The organism is Kineococcus glutinatus (assembly GCF_039542765.1).
GTDB classification, from domain to species: Bacteria; Actinomycetota; Actinomycetes; order Actinomycetales; family Kineococcaceae; genus Kineococcus_A; species Kineococcus_A glutinatus.
Genome location: NZ_BAABIL010000324.1, coordinates 1 through 14406, shown reverse-complemented (window position 1 = coordinate 14406; position 14406 = coordinate 1). Strand labels below are relative to the sequence as shown.

16 protein-coding genes are annotated in these 14406 nt (G+C 75.9%); 4 read left to right on the top strand and 12 right to left on the bottom strand.

Annotated features, from left to right (window positions below):
• On the bottom strand, nt 1–609 hold a 609-nt coding region (locus tag ABEB16_RS12715), incomplete at its 3' end, for a helix-turn-helix transcriptional regulator (RefSeq protein ID WP_345712617.1).
• A 162-nt stretch (nt 610–771) separates the two neighbouring features.
• Between ABEB16_RS12715 and ABEB16_RS12710 the strand changes: the two genes are divergently transcribed.
• A complete protein-coding gene (locus tag ABEB16_RS12710) occupies nt 772–1881 on the top strand; it encodes a DUF3866 family protein (RefSeq protein WP_345712616.1) in 1110 nt (369 codons plus the stop codon).
• Nucleotides 1882–1920: 39 nt separating this feature from the next.
• On the opposite strand, the gene ABEB16_RS12705 is transcribed toward ABEB16_RS12710, so the two are convergent.
• The 5 genes from ABEB16_RS12705 to prcB form a co-directional block, all read right to left on the bottom strand.
• Nucleotides 1921–2298: an FKBP-type peptidyl-prolyl cis-trans isomerase gene (locus tag ABEB16_RS12705; RefSeq protein ID WP_345712615.1), complete on the bottom strand. Its 378-nt coding sequence runs from the start codon at nt 2296–2298 to the stop codon at nt 1921–1923.
• 44 nt (nt 2299–2342) lie between these two features.
• Nucleotides 2343–3329, bottom strand: coding sequence for an FKBP-type peptidyl-prolyl cis-trans isomerase (locus tag ABEB16_RS12700; protein WP_345712614.1), 987 nt, complete (start codon nt 3327–3329; stop codon nt 2343–2345).
• 122 nt (nt 3330–3451) lie between these two features.
• On the bottom strand, nt 3452–4813 hold the full coding sequence (gene pafA / locus ABEB16_RS12695; RefSeq protein ID WP_345712613.1) for a Pup--protein ligase: 1362 nt from the start codon (nt 4811–4813) through the stop codon (nt 3452–3454).
• A gap of 50 nt (nt 4814–4863) precedes the next feature.
• Nucleotides 4864–5571 carry a proteasome subunit alpha gene (gene prcA / locus ABEB16_RS12690; RefSeq protein ID WP_345712612.1) on the bottom strand — a complete coding sequence of 236 codons (708 nt, stop codon included), beginning with the start codon at nt 5569–5571 and terminating at the stop codon, nt 4864–4866.
• On the bottom strand, nt 5568–6431 hold the full coding sequence (prcB, locus tag ABEB16_RS12685) for a proteasome subunit beta (protein ID WP_345712611.1): 864 nt from the start codon (nt 6429–6431) through the stop codon (nt 5568–5570). The genes prcA and prcB overlap by 4 nt, the downstream gene beginning before the upstream one ends.
• Before the next feature lie 322 nt (nt 6432–6753).
• Between prcB and ABEB16_RS12680 the strand changes: the two genes are divergently transcribed.
• Together ABEB16_RS12680 and ABEB16_RS12675 are read left to right on the top strand one after the other, a co-directional pair.
• A complete protein-coding gene (locus ABEB16_RS12680) occupies nt 6754–7500 on the top strand; it encodes a ThuA domain-containing protein (protein ID WP_345712610.1) in 747 nt (248 codons plus the stop codon).
• Nucleotides 7485–8570 carry a Gfo/Idh/MocA family protein gene (locus ABEB16_RS12675; protein ID WP_345712609.1) on the top strand — a complete coding sequence of 362 codons (1086 nt, stop codon included), beginning with the start codon at nt 7485–7487 and terminating at the stop codon, nt 8568–8570. Before ABEB16_RS12680 ends, ABEB16_RS12675 begins: the two co-directional genes overlap by 16 nt.
• A 73-nt stretch (nt 8571–8643) precedes the next feature.
• Here ABEB16_RS12675 and ABEB16_RS12670 read toward each other — a convergent pair whose 3' ends face one another.
• The 3 genes from ABEB16_RS12670 to ABEB16_RS12660 all read right to left on the bottom strand — a co-directional run bounded on the left by ABEB16_RS12670 (nt 8644) and on the right by ABEB16_RS12660 (nt 10865).
• On the bottom strand, nt 8644–8832 hold the full coding sequence (locus ABEB16_RS12670; RefSeq protein WP_345712608.1) for a ubiquitin-like protein Pup: 189 nt from the start codon (nt 8830–8832) through the stop codon (nt 8644–8646).
• Between the two features lie 142 nt (nt 8833–8974).
• Nucleotides 8975–10564: a depupylase/deamidase Dop gene (gene dop / locus ABEB16_RS12665; RefSeq protein ID WP_345712607.1), complete on the bottom strand. Its 1590-nt coding sequence runs from the start codon at nt 10562–10564 to the stop codon at nt 8975–8977.
• A 100-nt stretch (nt 10565–10664) separates the two neighbouring features.
• The gene (locus tag ABEB16_RS12660; protein ID WP_345712606.1) at nt 10665–10865 is read right to left on the bottom strand and encodes a hypothetical protein; all 201 of its coding nucleotides are present in this window, start codon (nt 10863–10865) and stop codon (nt 10665–10667) included.
• 183 nt (nt 10866–11048) lie between these two features.
• On the opposite strand from ABEB16_RS12660, the gene ABEB16_RS12655 reads away from it, so the two are divergent.
• Nucleotides 11049–11813 (top strand): DUF899 family protein, encoded by a 765-nt coding sequence (locus tag ABEB16_RS12655; RefSeq protein WP_345712605.1) that lies wholly within the window; start codon nt 11049–11051, stop codon nt 11811–11813.
• A gap of 68 nt (nt 11814–11881) precedes the next feature.
• Here the strand turns inward: ABEB16_RS12655 and ABEB16_RS12650 are convergent, their stop codons facing one another.
• From ABEB16_RS12650 to ABEB16_RS12640, 3 genes are all read right to left on the bottom strand, one after another.
• Nucleotides 11882–13066: an ABC transporter permease gene (locus ABEB16_RS12650; RefSeq protein ID WP_345712604.1), complete on the bottom strand. Its 1185-nt coding sequence runs from the start codon at nt 13064–13066 to the stop codon at nt 11882–11884.
• The gene (locus tag ABEB16_RS12645; protein WP_345712618.1) at nt 13063–13752 is read right to left on the bottom strand and encodes an ABC transporter ATP-binding protein; all 690 of its coding nucleotides are present in this window, start codon (nt 13750–13752) and stop codon (nt 13063–13065) included. Before ABEB16_RS12645 ends, ABEB16_RS12650 begins: the two co-directional genes overlap by 4 nt.
• A gap of 77 nt (nt 13753–13829) precedes the next feature.
• Nucleotides 13830–14406: efflux RND transporter periplasmic adaptor subunit (locus ABEB16_RS12640; RefSeq protein ID WP_345712603.1), on the bottom strand; the 577-nt coding region annotated here is incomplete at its 5' end.

Genomic DNA, 14406 nt, shown 5'->3' with positions numbered 1-14406 from the left:
GCCGCGGTCGCGGTCGTGGCCCACGAGGTACCAGCGCCCGTGCCAGCTGACGATCGCCCAGGGCTCCACCGAGCGCACGGCCGGCTCCCCGTCGGCGCGGCGGTAGCCGAAGCTGACGGGTGCGCGGTCGCGGGCGGCGGCGTAGAGCGGCTCGAACGCCGGCTCGCTGGTGCGCACCCGCGGTTCCAGGCCCACCAGCGATGACTCGTCGGCCTCCACGCCGAGGCTGCGCAGCTTCACCAGCGCCCGGGTGGCGGGGCCGGCGAGGCTGGCCTGCTGCCACACCCGGCTGGCCAGGGACAGCACCGCCAGCTCCGCGGGGGTGAAGTCGATGGCGGGCAGGGCGTAGGCGTCGCGGTCGATGCGGTAGCCCTGCTCGTCACCGAAGAGGACGTCCTCGCCGCCGGTGGACAGCGGCACCCCCAGCTCGCGCAGGTCCTCCTTGTCGCGCTCGAACATGCGCTCGAAGGCGACGGTGGTGGCGCAGTCGGCGTACTGCGGCACCGCGCGGCGGATCTGCTCCTTCGTCAGCCACCGGCGGGTGGCCGACAGGGCGATGACGAGGTTGAGGAGTCGCTCGGTGCGCCGGCTGGCGTTGGCGGTGGGCATCGCTGGCGAACCTACCCCGCCCGCGCTCCCGGCGGCAGCCGCCGGTGCCCCACGGGGCAGCCGGTACCCCCGGGCCGGCCGCCGGTGCCCCAGGGGCGGCCGCCCGGGAGGGTCCCGGCCGTCCCGGGCGCCCGCCCCCGGGGCGGGCCTAGGGTGGCGCCCGTGGTGCGCTGGCGCTCGGGAACGGTCGTGTCCCTCGGCAGGTCCTGGCCGGGGGCGCAGGAGTGCGCCGTCGCCCTGGAGGACGGCCCCGGCCACGGCGGCGAGGTGCGCGCGCTGGCCCACCCCGACCTGGTGGGCACCCCCCGCCCCGGGGACCGGGTGCTGCTCAACACCGCGGCGCTGGAGCGGGGCCTGGGCACCGGCGGCTACGCGCTGGTGGTGGCGCTGCCCGAGCGGCTGCCGGCGCCGGCGCCGGCCGGGCCCGGGCACCTGGTCAAGGCCCGCTACACGCCGCTGCAGGCGATGGTGCTGGGCGCCGACGAGCAGGACTCCCCCCACCACGGGGTGCTGGCCGAGGCCGACGACCTCGCCGGCACCCCCGTCGTGGTGGCCGACCTGCACTCGGCGCTGCCCGCGGTGGTGGCCGGGGTGCGCGCCGAGCGGCCGGGTACGCGGGTGGTGTACGTCATGACCGACGGCGGGGCGCTGCCGGTGGCCTTCTCCCGGGCGGTGGCCGGGCTGCGCGCGGCGGGCTGGCTGGCGGCCTGCGTCAGCGCCGGGCAGTGCTTCGGCGGGGACCTGGAGGCGGTCAGCGTGCCCTCGGCGCTGCTGGTGGCCAGGCTGGTGGCCGGCGCCGACGTCGTCGTCGTGGCGCAGGGACCGGGCAACCTCGGCACCGGCACCCGCTGGGGTTTCTCCGGCACGGCCGTCGGGGACGCCCTCAACGCCGCGGCGGTGCTCGGCGGGCACCCGGTGGCGGCGCTGCGCGTCTCGGAGGCCGACGAGCGCCCCCGCCACCGCGGCCTGTCCCACCACTCCACCACCGCGGTGGGGCGCCTGGCGCTGGCGCCGGCCGACGTCGTGGCACCGGCCGAGGCGGGTGTGTTCTGGGACGACGTGCGCGCGGGTGCCGCGGCGCTGTGCTCGCCGACCGCGCAGCGACCGCAGCCGCACCGGCTGGTGGTGCTCGACACCGAGGGCCTGGACGCGGCGCTGGCCGCCTGCCCGGTGCCGCTGTCGACGATGGGCCGCGACGTGCGCGCGGACCGGGCCGCGTTCGTCACCGCCGCCGCCGCCGGGCGTTACGCCGCCCGCCTGCTGCTGGACTGAGCAGCGGGCGGGCGGCGCGCGGCGGGTGCGGGGTGCGCCTCAGCGCACGCCGACGAGGTCCACCACGAAGATCAGCGTCTCGCCGGGGCCGATGACGCCGCCGGCGCCGCGCTCGCCGTAGGCCAGGTGCGGCGGGATGACGAGCCTGCGCCGCCCGCCCACCCGCATGCCGGCGATGCCGCGGTCCCAGCCGGGGATGACGTAACCCTGCCCGAGCGGGAAGTCCAGCGGCTGGCCGCGGTTCCAGGAGGCGTCGAACTCCTCACCGGTGGAGAAGGTGACCCCGACGTAGTGGGTGACGACGGTGCTGCCAGCGGTGGCCTCGGGGCCCTCGCCCACGGTGATGTCGGTGATCTCCAGGTCGGCGGGCGGCTCGCCGCCGGGGAAGTCGACCTCGGGCTTGGTCAGCTCGGACATGGCTCTCCTCGGATCGGGGTGGGTGCGGGGCTGGGGTGCGGTGCTCAGCGGGCGTCGAGGATGTCGACGACGAAGACCAGGGGCCCGGCCGGGCGGCCGTTCTCCTCGCTGGCGTCGGGGTAGGCCAGCGCCTGCGGGATGACGAGCAGGACGCGGCTGCCGACCGGCTGGCCCACCAGGCCCTGGTCCCAGCCGGCGATGACGCCACCGGTGCCGATCGGGAAGCTGGCCGGCTGCCCGGACTCCCACGAGGAGTCGAACTGCTCCCCGTCCTCCAGGCGCACCCCGGTGTACTGCACGGTGATCGTCTGCCCGGACTCCACCGCCGCGCCGGTGCCGGTGATGAGCGGCTGCACGACGAGCTGCTGGGGGTTCTTGTCGACGTCCGCGCCGATGGTGATGCCGGTGGGGCGGCCCTCGGCGTCGACCTCGACGGTGGGCAGCCCCGCCGGGGGCGTCACCGCCTGGCCCTCGGCCTGCGTCAGCGGCACGTAGGCGTCGCGCAGGTCGGCGACCAGCACCATGGTGTCGGTGGCCTCCAGGCCGGCGTAGGCGGCGCCGGCCTGCTCCCCGAAACCGTCGGAGGGGGCCACCGCGATGGCCAGGCGGTCACCGACGGTCGCGCCGAGCAGGCCGTTGGCCACCCCGCGGATGAGCTGGTCGGTGATGGGGAAGGCGGCGGCCGTCTTGCCGTAGGTGGTGTCCAGCTCCGCGCCGTCGCGGCCGTTGTAGAGGGTGTAGTCCAGCACGACCGTCTGCCCCTGCTCGATGACGGCGCCGGTGCCGGCGGTGACGACCTTGCGGGTGGACTCCTCCACCGACAGCGGCGTGGTGATCGTGACCTCGGGCTTGGCGTCGGCGGCGCCGGTGACCTGCACGGCCAGGTCGGGGTCCACCGCGGCCGGGGCCAGCTCCGCCGGGCTGGCCGTGGCGGTGGAGGAGGTGGCCGTGGGCGTGGCGGCCTCCGGCTCCGAGGCGCACGCCCCCAAGGCGAGGACGAGGGCGAGGGGCAGGGCGGTCAGGCGGCGCACGGGCATCCTCGGTGTTCGGCGTCTGCGGGCCCCGCGCGGTCGCGGCCGGCGGGCACCCAGGTCCCTGACACCCTAACCAGCGCTGCTGGGAGGAGGCTGGGGGGCGGGCGGCGCCGGGTGGCTCACATGCTCTCGATGAGGCGCTCCACCCGCTCGTCGACGGAGCGGAACGGGTCCTTGCACAGCACCGTGCGCTGGGCCTGGTCGTTGAGCTTGAGGTGCACCCAGTCCACGGTGAAGTCGCGGTGCTTCTCCTGGGCGGCGCGCACGAAGTCCCCGCGCAGCTTGGCCCGGGTGGTCTGCGGCGGCACCGCGGTGGCCTCGAACACCTCCAGGTCGTGGCTGACCCGCTCGGCCAGGCCCCGGTTCATCAGCAGGTAGTGCAGGCCGCGGCGGCGGGAGATGTCGTGGTAGGCCAGGTCCAGGCGCGCGATGCGCGGGGAGCTGAGCGTCAGGTCGTGCTTGGCCATGTACCGCTCCAGCAGCCGCTTCTTGATCACCCAGTCGACCTCGCGCTCGACGAGGCCGAGGTCGCCGGAGCGCACCGCCAGCAGCGCCCGCTCCCACAGGTCCAGGACCCGCTTGACGGTGGGGGTCTGCAGGCCGTCGGACTCCACGAAGTCCTTGGCCCGCGCGAGGAACTCCTCCTGGATCTCCAGCGCGCACGCCTCGCGGCCGTTGGCCAGCCGCAGCCGGCGCCGGCCGGTGGTGTCGTGGCTGATCTCGCGGATGGCGCGGATGGGGTTCTCCAGCGTCATGTCCCGCAGCAGCATCCCGGACTCCACCAGCCGCAGGACGAGGTCGGTGGCGCCCACCTTGAGCATCGTCGTGGTCTCGGACATGTTGGAGTCGCCGACGATGACGTGCAGGCGGCGGTAGCGCTCGGCGTCGGCGTGCGGCTCGTCGCGGGTGTTGATGATGGGCCGCGAGCGGGTGGTGGCCGAGGAGATGCCCTCCCAGATGTGGTCGGCGCGCTGGGACAGGGAGTACGCGGCCCCCCGCGGGGTCTGCACCACCTTGCCGGCGCCCACGACGATCTGGCGGGTGACGAGGAAGGGGATGAGGGCGTCGGAGAGGCGGGAGAACTCCCCGTGCCGGGAGACGAGGTAGTTCTCGTGGCAGCCGTAGGAGTTGCCCGCGGAGTCGGTGTTGTTCTTGAAGAGGAAGACCTCCCCGTTGATGCCCTCCTCCTGCAGGCGCCGCTCGGCGTCGGTGAGCAGGCCCTCCAGGGTGCGCTCGCCCGCGCGGTCGTGGACGACGAGCTGGCGCACGTCGTCGCACTCGGGCGTGGCGTACTCGGGGTGGGAGCCGACGTCGAGGTAGAGGCGCGCGCCGTTCTTGAGGAAGACGTTGCTGGAGCGGCCCCAGGAGACGACCTTGCGGAACAGGTAGCGCGCCACCTCGTCCGGGGACAGCTTGCGCTGGCCCTCGAACGCGCACGTCACGCCGAACTCCGTCTCCAGTCCGAAGATCCGGCGGTCCATGTGCCCACCATAGGCACACCGGGCGGGGTTCGGCGTGGCGAAGCGCCGCGTCAGCCGGCGAGCGCGGCCTCCAGCACCGGGCCGGCCAGGCGGCGGAAGGCGCGCCGGGGCCGGGCGCGGTCCAGGACGGCGACCTCCAGCTGGTCGGCGGCGATGGCGCGCAGCCCGGCCCCGGCGGCCTCGGCGGCGGCGGGCAGGCCCAGGGCCGCCACCGCCCGGCGCAGCGCCTCGGGCAGGTCCAGGCCCTCGCGCCAGTCCTCGGCGAGCTTGGCGCCGATCTGCTCGGCGGAGCCGCCCATCGCGACGAAGCCGTGCTCGTCGGCGACCGAGCCGTCGTAGGTGAGGCGGTAGATCTGGTCCCCGGCCGCGGTGGCCCCGACCTCGGCGACGACGAGCTCGACCTCGTAGGGCTTGGACTCGGTGGTGAAGATGGCCCCCAGGGTCTGGGCGTAGACGTTGGCCAGGCCGCGCGCGGTGACGTCGGAGCGGTCGTAGGAGTAGCCGCGCAGGTCCGCGTAGCGCACCCCGCCCACCCGCAGGTTCTCGAACTCGTTGTACTTGCCGACCGCGGCGAAGGCGACGCGGTCGTAGATCTCGGAGATCTTGTGCAGGGCGCGGGAGGGGTTCTCGGAGGCGAAGACGATGCCGCCGGAGCAGGCCAGGACGACGACGGCCCGCCCGCGCGCGATGCCCTTGCGCGCGTAGTCCGCCTTGTCCTTCATGAGCTGCTCGGGCGAGACGTAGAACGGCGTGCTCATGCGCGCTCGCCCCCCGCCGCCCGCGCCGCTCCCGTCCCGCCGGGATCCCCGCGCCTGCCGGCCACGACCGCCTCCACCACTGCCTCCAGCTCCTCGTCGCCGACCCGGCGGTAGCCCTCGGCGCCCACCACGGCCACGACCGGCCAGATCCGGCGGGCCAGGTCAGGTCCCCCGGTGGCCGAGTCGTCGTCGGCGGCGTCCCACAGCGCCTCCACCGCCACCCGCACGGCGCCGGCGGCGTCCAGACCGGGGCGCCACAGCTTCTTCAGCGCCCCGCGGGCGAAGACGGAGCCGGAGCCGACGCTGTGGTGGTGCTGCTCCTCGTAGCGCCCGCCGGTGACGTCGTAGCTGAAGATGCGCCCGCGCCCGGCGGCCAGGTCCAGGCCGGCGAAGACCGGCACGACCGCCAGGCCCTGCATCGCCAGGGCGAGGTTGCCGCGGATCATCGCCGAGAGCCGGTTGGCCTTGCCCTCGAAGGACAGCAGCGCGCCCTCGATCTTCTCGTAGTGCTCCAGCTCCACCTGGAACAGCCGCACCATCTCGATCGCCAGCCCGGCGGTGCCGGCGATGCCCACGCAGGAGTGCTCGTCGGCGGGGAAGACCTTCTCGATGTCGCGCTGGGCGATGAGGTTGCCGGCGGTGGCGCGCCGGTCCCCGGCCATCACCACCCCGCCGTCGAAGACGGCCGCCACGATCGTCGTGCCGTGCGGGGCGTGCGCGGCGGCCTCGGCGGCGCCGGCGCCCGCGGCGCGGCGGGCGGTCAGGACGTCGGGGGCGTGGTCGCGCGCGAAGTCGGCGAAGGACGACGACCCGGGGACCAGGTAGGCGGCGGGCAGGCGTCCGCTGTGGTCGGGGCTCACGGGCGCGACCCTACCGGCGCCCCGCCCGCCCCGCCGCGGCCGGGCGGGCGCCGGCCGCGGCGGCGGGCCACCTCCGGCACGCCCAGGGCGATGACGTCGTTGCCGCAGGCGCAGCCCGCAGTGCGCATCGCCGCCCGGCCCCTGGCGCGGGTGTCCTCCGGGCAACACCGTCGGAAACCCGGCGCGGTACCCGTCCACCTGCCCCGGGACCGGCGAGGAACTGCTCACCGACATCACCGGCCGCACCGCGCGGTTCAGCAAGTAGCCTCCCGCGCGGGGCGCCACCGCAGGCGCCGCCCCGCCCCACGACCCCCGAGGAACCATGCCGCACAGCACTGAGCACAGCAGCGAGCAGAGCAGCGAGCAGAGCAGCGAGCGGACCAGGCACGCGCTCGTCGTGCGCGGCGGCTGGGACGGGCACCAGCCCGTCGAGGCCACCGAGGAGTTCATCCCCTTCCTGCACGAGCAGGGCTTCGAGGTGCGGGTGGAGGACAGCCCGAAGCCCTACGCCGACCACGCCTACATGGCCGGCGTGGACCTCGTCGTGCAGTGCGTGACGATGTCCACGATCGAGAAGGACGAGCTGGCCGGGCTGATGGCGGCGGTGGAGGCCGGCACCGGCCTGGCCGGCTGGCACGGGGGCATCGCCGACTCCTACCGCAACTCCTCCGACTACCTGCACCTGATCGGCGGGCAGTTCGCCTGCCACCCGGGCAAGCACCCCGACGAGCGCACCGGTGAGCAGGCCGACAACTACGTGCCCTACCGCGTGACCATCACCGACGCCGGGCGCGAGCACCCGATCACCGCCGGCCTGGACGACTTCGACCTCGTCACCGAGCAGTACTGGGTGCTCTCCGACGACTACTGCGACGTGCTGGCCACCACCACCCAGGCCGTGCGGGCCTGGGACCCCTGGCACCGGCCCGTCACCTCCCCCGCGGTCTGGACCCGCTCCTGGGGGAAGGGGAAGGTCTTCGTGGCCACCCCCGGGCACCGCGTGGAGGTCCTGCGCGAGACAGCCGTCCGCACGCTCGTGGAGAGGGGCCTGCTGTGGGCCGGCCGCTGAACATCGGGATCGTCGGGGCCGGGCACATCTCCACCCAGTACCTGGCCACCGTCGCCAAGCTCGCGCCGCTGCGGGTGGCCGCCGTCGCCGACCTCGACGCCGCCCGCGCCGAGGCCGTGGCCGACGCCGCCGGCGGCGCGCGCGCCCTCGGCGTGCAGGACCTGCTGCGCGACGAGGAGGTCGACGTCGTCCTCAACCTCACCGTTCCCGCCGCCCACGCCGAGGTGGCCCTGGCCGCGATCGCCGCCGGCAAGGACGTCTACGGGGAGAAGCCGCTGGCGGCCACCACCGAGCAGGCCCGCGAGGTGGTCGCGGCCGCCGACGCCGCCGGGGTGCGGCTGGGCTGCGCCCCCGACACGGTGCTGGGCACCGGCATCCAGACCGCCCGCAAGGCCATCGACGACGGCCTCGTCGGGGCGCCGGTGGCCGCGACCGCCACCATGGTCACCCCCGGCCACGAGCGCTGGCACCCGAATCCGGACTTCTACTACGCCCCCGGCGGCGGCCCGCTGCTGGACATGGGCCCGTACTACGTCAGCGCCCTGGTCACCATGCTCGGGCCGGTCGCCTCCGTCATCGGCGCGGCCTCGCACACCCGCTCCAGCCGCACCATCGGCTCCGGCCCGCGCGCCGGGCAGACGGTGCCGGTGAGCACCGACACCCACGTCTGCGGTGTCCTCGTGCACGCCTCGGGGGTGCTGTCCACGCTCGTGATGAGCTTCGACGCGGTGAAGACCCGTGCGCCGAGCATCGAGGTGCACGGCGAGCGCGGGTCCCTGGTGGTGCCCGACCCGAACTACTTCGAGGGCGCGGTGGAGCTGTTCGAGCTGGGCGCGGCGGACTGGCGGCGCCTGGAGGTCTCCGCCGGTTACCGCGACGGCGGGCGCGGCATCGGCCTGCTGGACCTGGCCGGCGGCGGGGAGCACGTCCGCGCCGGCGGCCGGCTCGGCTTCCACGTGCTGGACGTCGTGGAGTCCCTGCTGCGCTCGGCGGCCGAGGGCGCCGCGGTGGCCGTGCACAGCACGTGCGATCGGCCCCTGCCCGTGCCGCTGCAGGACCTGCCCTCCTGAGGGCACGACCCGCGGACGCGGTGGGGGCGCGCACCGGGCCGGTGCGCGCCCCCACCGCGGCGCGGGGTGCGGGCTACTGCCCGCCCTTCTGCACGAACCCCCGGACGAACTCCTCGGAGTTGGTCTCCAGGACGTCGTCGATCTCGTCGAGCAGGGCGTCGACGTCCTCGTCGTGGGTCGTCGTCTGCCCGCTCGGTGCGGAGGCGAGCTCCTCGGGCTCGTCCTCGCGGCGGCTGGGTCGCTGCTGCTCGTGTGCAGGCACGGCTGCCCCCCTCGGTCTGTCCCCGGCGCGAGCGGTCGGGCGTGACCGCCGCTCCCGCTCCGACACTAACGCCTGCGCCCGACGGGGGGCGGCCCCGGCGCCCACCGGGTCGTGACGATCGTGTTTCGCCTGCCCGCGCCGCTCAGGAGCCGGTGAGCGCGGCGACGAGGTCGGCGGCGGTGCGGCAGCGCTCCAGCAGCGCCCCGACGTGCTCGCGGGTACCGCGCAGCGGCTCCAGGGTCGGCACCCGCTGCAGGGCGCCGCGGCCGGCGATGTCGAAGATCACCGAGTCCCAGCTGGCGGCGGCCACCTCCCGCCCGTAGCGGGCCAGGCACTGGCCGCGGAAGTACGCGCGGGTGTCCTCCGGCGGCCGGGTCACCGCCTGCGCCACGTCGTCCTCCGCCAGCAGCACCTCCACCTGCCCGCGGGCCGCCAGGCGCAGGTAGAGGCCCTTCTCCGGGCGCACGTCCGACCACTGCAGGTCGATGGCCTGCAGCCTGGCGGCGTCCCAGTCCAGCCCGTCGCGGTCGCGGTAGCCCTGCAGCAGGCGCAGCTTGGCCACCCAGTCGATCTCCCGCGCGCACAGGGCCGGGTCGCGCTCCAGGCGCGTCAGGACCGACTCCCAGCGCTGCAGCACCTCGGCGGTGTCGGGGTCGGGGTGGGCGCCCTGCTCGCGGGCCACGAACGCGGCGGCCGCCTCGTGGTAGGCCCACTGCAGCTGCACCGCGCTCATGCGCCGCCCGTCGCGCAGCCGCACGAGGTGGCGCAGCGAGGGGTCGTGGGAGACGGCGTGCAGCTCCGCCACCGGCTGGGCCAGGGCCAGGTCGCCGGCCGGGCCGCCGTCGAGGGCGCCGGCCTCCACCATCGCCAGCACCAGGGAGGTCGTGCCGACCTTCAGCAGCGTCGCCACCTCGCACATCGTGGCGTCGCCGACGATGACGTGCAGGCGGCGGTACTTCTCGGCGCTGGCGTGCGGCTCGTCGCGGGTGTTGATGATGGGCCGCTTCAGCGTCGTCTCCAGGCCCACCTCGACCTCGAAGAAGTCCGCGCGCTGGCTGATCTGGAACCCGGCCCGGCGGCTGTCCTGGCCGATGCCGACGCGCCCGGCGCCGCAGAGGACCTGCCGGGAGACGAAGAACGGCGTCAAGTGGCGGACGATGTCGCCGAAGGCCGTGGCCCGGTCCATCAGGTAATTCTCGTGGGTGCCGTAGGAGGCGCCCTTGCCGTCGGTGTTGTTCTTGTAGACGTTGACCGGTGTCAGCCCGCCACCGGCGGCGATGCGGCGCACCGACTCCAGCACCACCCGCTCCCCCGCCCGGTCCCAGCGCACCGCGTCGCGCGGGGTGGTGACCTCCGGGGAGGAGTACTCCGGGTGGGCGTGGTCGACGTAGAGGCGGGCGCCGTTGGTGAGGATGACGTTGGCGGTGGAGGGGTCCTCGCTCTCGAAGGACTCCGTGCCGGCCTGCGGCACGCTGCGCCGCTGCTGCGCGGGGCCGGGGCGGTCGGTGAGCTGGCTGGGGTGGGCGGCGGCGCGCTCGACCTCGAAACCGCGCGCGTCGCGCAGCGGGGCCTCGTCCTCGTAGTCCCAGCGGGCCCGGGCCCCCTGCCCGCCGAGCGGGGCGGCGTAGGCGTTGACGACCTGCGCCGACAGGAGCATGGGGTTGGCCGCGGGGTCGCCGGGGGCGACGACCCCGAACTCGGTCTCCAGGCCGGTGACCCTGTGCACGCTCACGGGGCGACCCTAACCACGCGTGTCCACCCCACCGGTGCCGGGCCACCGGCGGCCCGGCACGGGTGGGGCGGCGCGGGTGGGGCGGGCCGGCGCGGGCGGGTCAGTCGGTGGCCGGCGGGATCGGGGTGTCCTCCTCGCCGTGGACGACGCGCCGCTCGTGCTCGACGAGCTGCTCCAGCTGGTCGTCGCTCGGCCGGGCCGGCATCTTGCCGTGCTCCTGGCGGTCGCGCGGGGTGCTCTCCGTGGGCAGGATCACGCCGAGGTCCTCGGCCGGGTCGGTCTCGGGCTGGGGGCTGCTCACAGCGCCTCCTGGTGCGTCGGTGGCGGCCCGCGGACCGGGCCGCCCTCACCGGCCCCTTACCCGCTGCGGCCGCCGGGGACACCCGGGGCGGCCGGGACGGCCGCTTCGCCGGGCTCGGGGCGGCGCGATGAGTCCGACCGGCCCGCCCGGTCTGCCCGGGCGAGCGCCCGAGAGGAGACCACCGTGCCCGCCGCCCGCCTGCCGCTGCAGCCCCTGACCACCGCCGCCGCCCCCGAGGTCGTCGACCGCTCCGCCTGGCTCGCCGCCTGCGAGGAGCTGCTCGTGCGGGAGAAGGCCCACACCCGCGAGGGCGACGCCATCGCCGCCGCCCGCCGGCGGCTGCCCATGACGCCGGTGCCCGCCGGTGCCCGCGTCGTCGGCGCGCACGGGGAGGTGCCCTTCGCCGACGTCTTCGAGGGCCGGCGCCAGCTGCTGGCGTACTTCCACATGTGGCACGACGGCCAGCCCCCGGAGGGGCAGTGCGAGGGGTGCACCTTCTTCACGGCCGACGCCCAGCGCCCGGAGTACCTGCACAGCCGCGACGTCACCCTCGCCGTGCTGTGCCAGGGCCCCTACGGGGAGAGCAGGGCCTACGCCGACTTCGTCGGCAACCGGCTGCCCTGGTACTCCGCGCGCGGTGCCGACGCCCTGCTGGCCGGCCGCGGCTTCGGGTTCCTGGCCGGCTACCTGCGCCGGGGCGCGGAGGTCTGGGAGACCTGGTGGACCACCGGGCGCGGCGCCGAGGCGATGTCCTCCAGCTACGGCCTGCTGGACCGCACCGTCTACGGGCGGCAGGAGACCTGGGAGGACTCCCCCGCCGGCTGGCCCCGGGGCCTGGACGTGCTCGGGGGGCAGTTCAGGGTGGCCGGGCGCCCCACGATCCAGTGGTCGGTCACGGACTCCCCGGCCCGCCCCGGCTCCGACGAGCACCGCGCCGCCTGCCACTGACGGCGCCCGTGCCGCCTGCCGCCGACGGCGCCCCTGCCGCCTGCCACCGACGGCGCCCGTGCCGCCCGTCAGTCCCCGCGCAGCGCCACCACGGGGTCCAGCCGTCCGGCGCGGCGGGCGGGCAGCACCCCGAAGGTGATGCCCACCGCCGCCGAGACGGCGAAGGCCACCACCGGGCTCCACCACTCCACCGCCGCCGGCAGCGGTGAGAGGCGGTCCAGCGCGACGGAGGCACCCACCCCCACCGCGATGCCCACGCAGCCGCCGATCGTGGTCAGCAGCACCGCCTCCAGCAGGAACTGGGCCAGCACGTCGCGCTGCCGCGCGCCCAGCGCCTTGCGCAACCCGATCTCGCGGGTCCGCTCCCGCACCGAGACGAGCATGATGTTGCTCACCCCCACCCCGCCGACGAGCAGCGAGATGCCGGCGATGGCGGCCAGCACGCTGGTGAGCAGGCCGAGGACGTCGCCGATGACGCCCAGGACCTGCGTCTGGGTGATGGCGCTGAACGGCTCGTCGGGGTGCTCCTCCTGCAGGGCCCGGCGCAGCCGGTCGCTGAGCCCGCCCACGGACGCGGCGTCGGGGGCGCGCACCGCGAAACCGTCGACCCGGTCCACGCCGAGCAGCCGCTGCGCGGTGGTGATCGGCACGTGCACCTCGTCGTCCTGGCTGACGCCGAAGGACTCCCCCTGCTCGGCCAGGACGCCGATGACGCGGAACCGGCTGCCGGCCACGGTGATCTGGCGGCCCACCGGGTCGGCGTCGCCGAACAACCGGGTGGCGGTGCGGGCCCCCAGGACGGCCACCCGCCGGCGGGTGTCGACGTCGGTGCCGGTGAGGTAGCCGCCCTCGGCCAGCGGCCGGTCGAAGACGCGCGGGAAGTTCTCGTCGCCGCCCTGCACGGTGGTGAAGGTCGAGCGGCTGCCGGCGCGCACCCGCTCCCCCGAGGCCAGCCGTGCGGTGACGGCGCCCGGGTCGCCGACGACGCGGGCCAGCAGCAGCCCGTCGGCGCGCCGCAGCCGGCTGACGGTGGGCGCCCCGACGGTGGTCGCCTCACCGGGCACGACGAGGATCAGGTTGGAACCGAGCCCCTCCACCTGCTGCTCGATCTCCTGGCGCGCGCCGGCGCCGATGGAGACCACGACGACCACCGCGGCCACGCCGACGACCACCCCGATCATGGTGAGCAGGCTGCGCAGGCGGTTGGCGCGCAGGGCGTCGAGCGCCACGCGCAGCGCCTCCAGCCCCTTCACGTCGCCGCCGCGGGCCGGGCGGTGTCCAGCTCGACGAGGCCGTCGCGCACCCGCACCTGGCGGCGGGCGCGGGCGGCCACGTCGCCGTCGTGGGTGACGAGCACGACGGCCACCCCGCGGGTGGCGTTGAGGTCCTCCAGGATGCGCATGACCTCGGCGCCGTTGCGGCTGTCGAGGTTGCCGGTGGGCTCGTCGGCCAGCAGGATGCGCGGCTCGCCGACGAGGGCGCGCGCGATCGCCACCCGCTGCTGCTCCCCGCCGGACATCTGCGCGGGCCGGTGGTCCAGGCGGTGGTCCAGGCCCACGGCCCCCAGCGCGTCCGCGGCGCGGCGGCGGCGCTCGGCGCGGGGCGTGCCGCGGTACAGCAGCGGCAGGGCCACGTTCTCCAGGGCGCTGGAGCGGGCCAGCAGCTGGAAGGCCTGGAACACGAAGCCGATCTCGCGGTTGCGCAGCTCGGCCAGCTCGCCGTCGGACAGCCGCGCCACGTCGCGCCCGCCGACCCGCAGCAGCCCCGAGGTGGGCCGGTCCAGGCAGCCCAGCAGGTGCATGAGGGTGGACTTGCCCGAGCCGCTGGGCCCGACGACCGCGGCGTACTCCCCTTCGGCGACGGTGAAGCTGACCCCGCGCAGCGCCTGCACGGTGGTGGCGCCCAGGTCGTAGGAGCGGCGCACGTCGACGGCCTCGATCGCCGGGGGGGTGCCGTCGGGGGCAGCGTCGTCGGGGGTGGTGTCGTCGGCGGTGCGCCCGGCGGCTGCGGGGTCCTTCACGGCAGCCGGCCGCCCTCGGTGAGCCGGTCCAGGCCGGAGACGGCGACCCGCTCGCCGGCGGCGAGGCCGCGCACCACCTCCACGTCCTCCTCCCCGCGGGCACCGATGCTGACGTCGCGGCGGTGGACCCGCGTGCCGCTGACCACCCAGACCCCCTCCGGGCGCGAGCCCTCGGCGCGCAGCACCGCCGCGGCGGGCACCCGCAGCGCACCGGGGGCCTCGCGCACCCGCAGCGACACCACCGCCGACATCCCCGGCAGGGGGGCGGGGGCCGGGGCGCCGCCGCGCAGCGTGCCGCCGTCGAAGCTCATCCGGGTGCTGAAGGTCACCGCCCCGGCGCCGCCGGTGGCCGGTTGCGGGTCGACGGCGACGACGGTGGCGGCGTAGGCGGCCTCGGGCACGGCGTCGATGCTGACGTCGGCGACGGTGCCCGGGCGCACCTGCAGCACGTCGGTCTCGTCGACGGCGGCGGTGACGCCGAGGGTGGAGGCGTCGGTGACCACCGCCAGCGCCACCCCGGCGAGGAGGTGGAGGGCTACGCGGGGGTCGCGCTGGCGGTGATGGCGGCCGTCA

Excerpts from the sequence above, each read along its gene's own strand:
- ABEB16_RS12705 (WP_345712615.1), bottom strand. The coding sequence starts at position 2,298 with ATGTCCGAGCTGACCAAGCCCGAGGTCGACTTCCCCGGCGGCGAGCCG.
- pafA (WP_345712613.1), bottom strand. The coding sequence starts at position 4,813 with ATGGACCGCCGGATCTTCGGACTGGAGACGGAGTTCGGCGTGACGTGC.
- prcA (WP_345712612.1), bottom strand. The coding sequence starts at position 5,571 with ATGAGCACGCCGTTCTACGTCTCGCCCGAGCAGCTCATGAAGGACAAG.
- ABEB16_RS12680 (WP_345712610.1), top strand. The coding sequence starts at position 6,754 with ATGCCGCACAGCACTGAGCACAGCAGCGAGCAGAGCAGCGAGCAGAGC.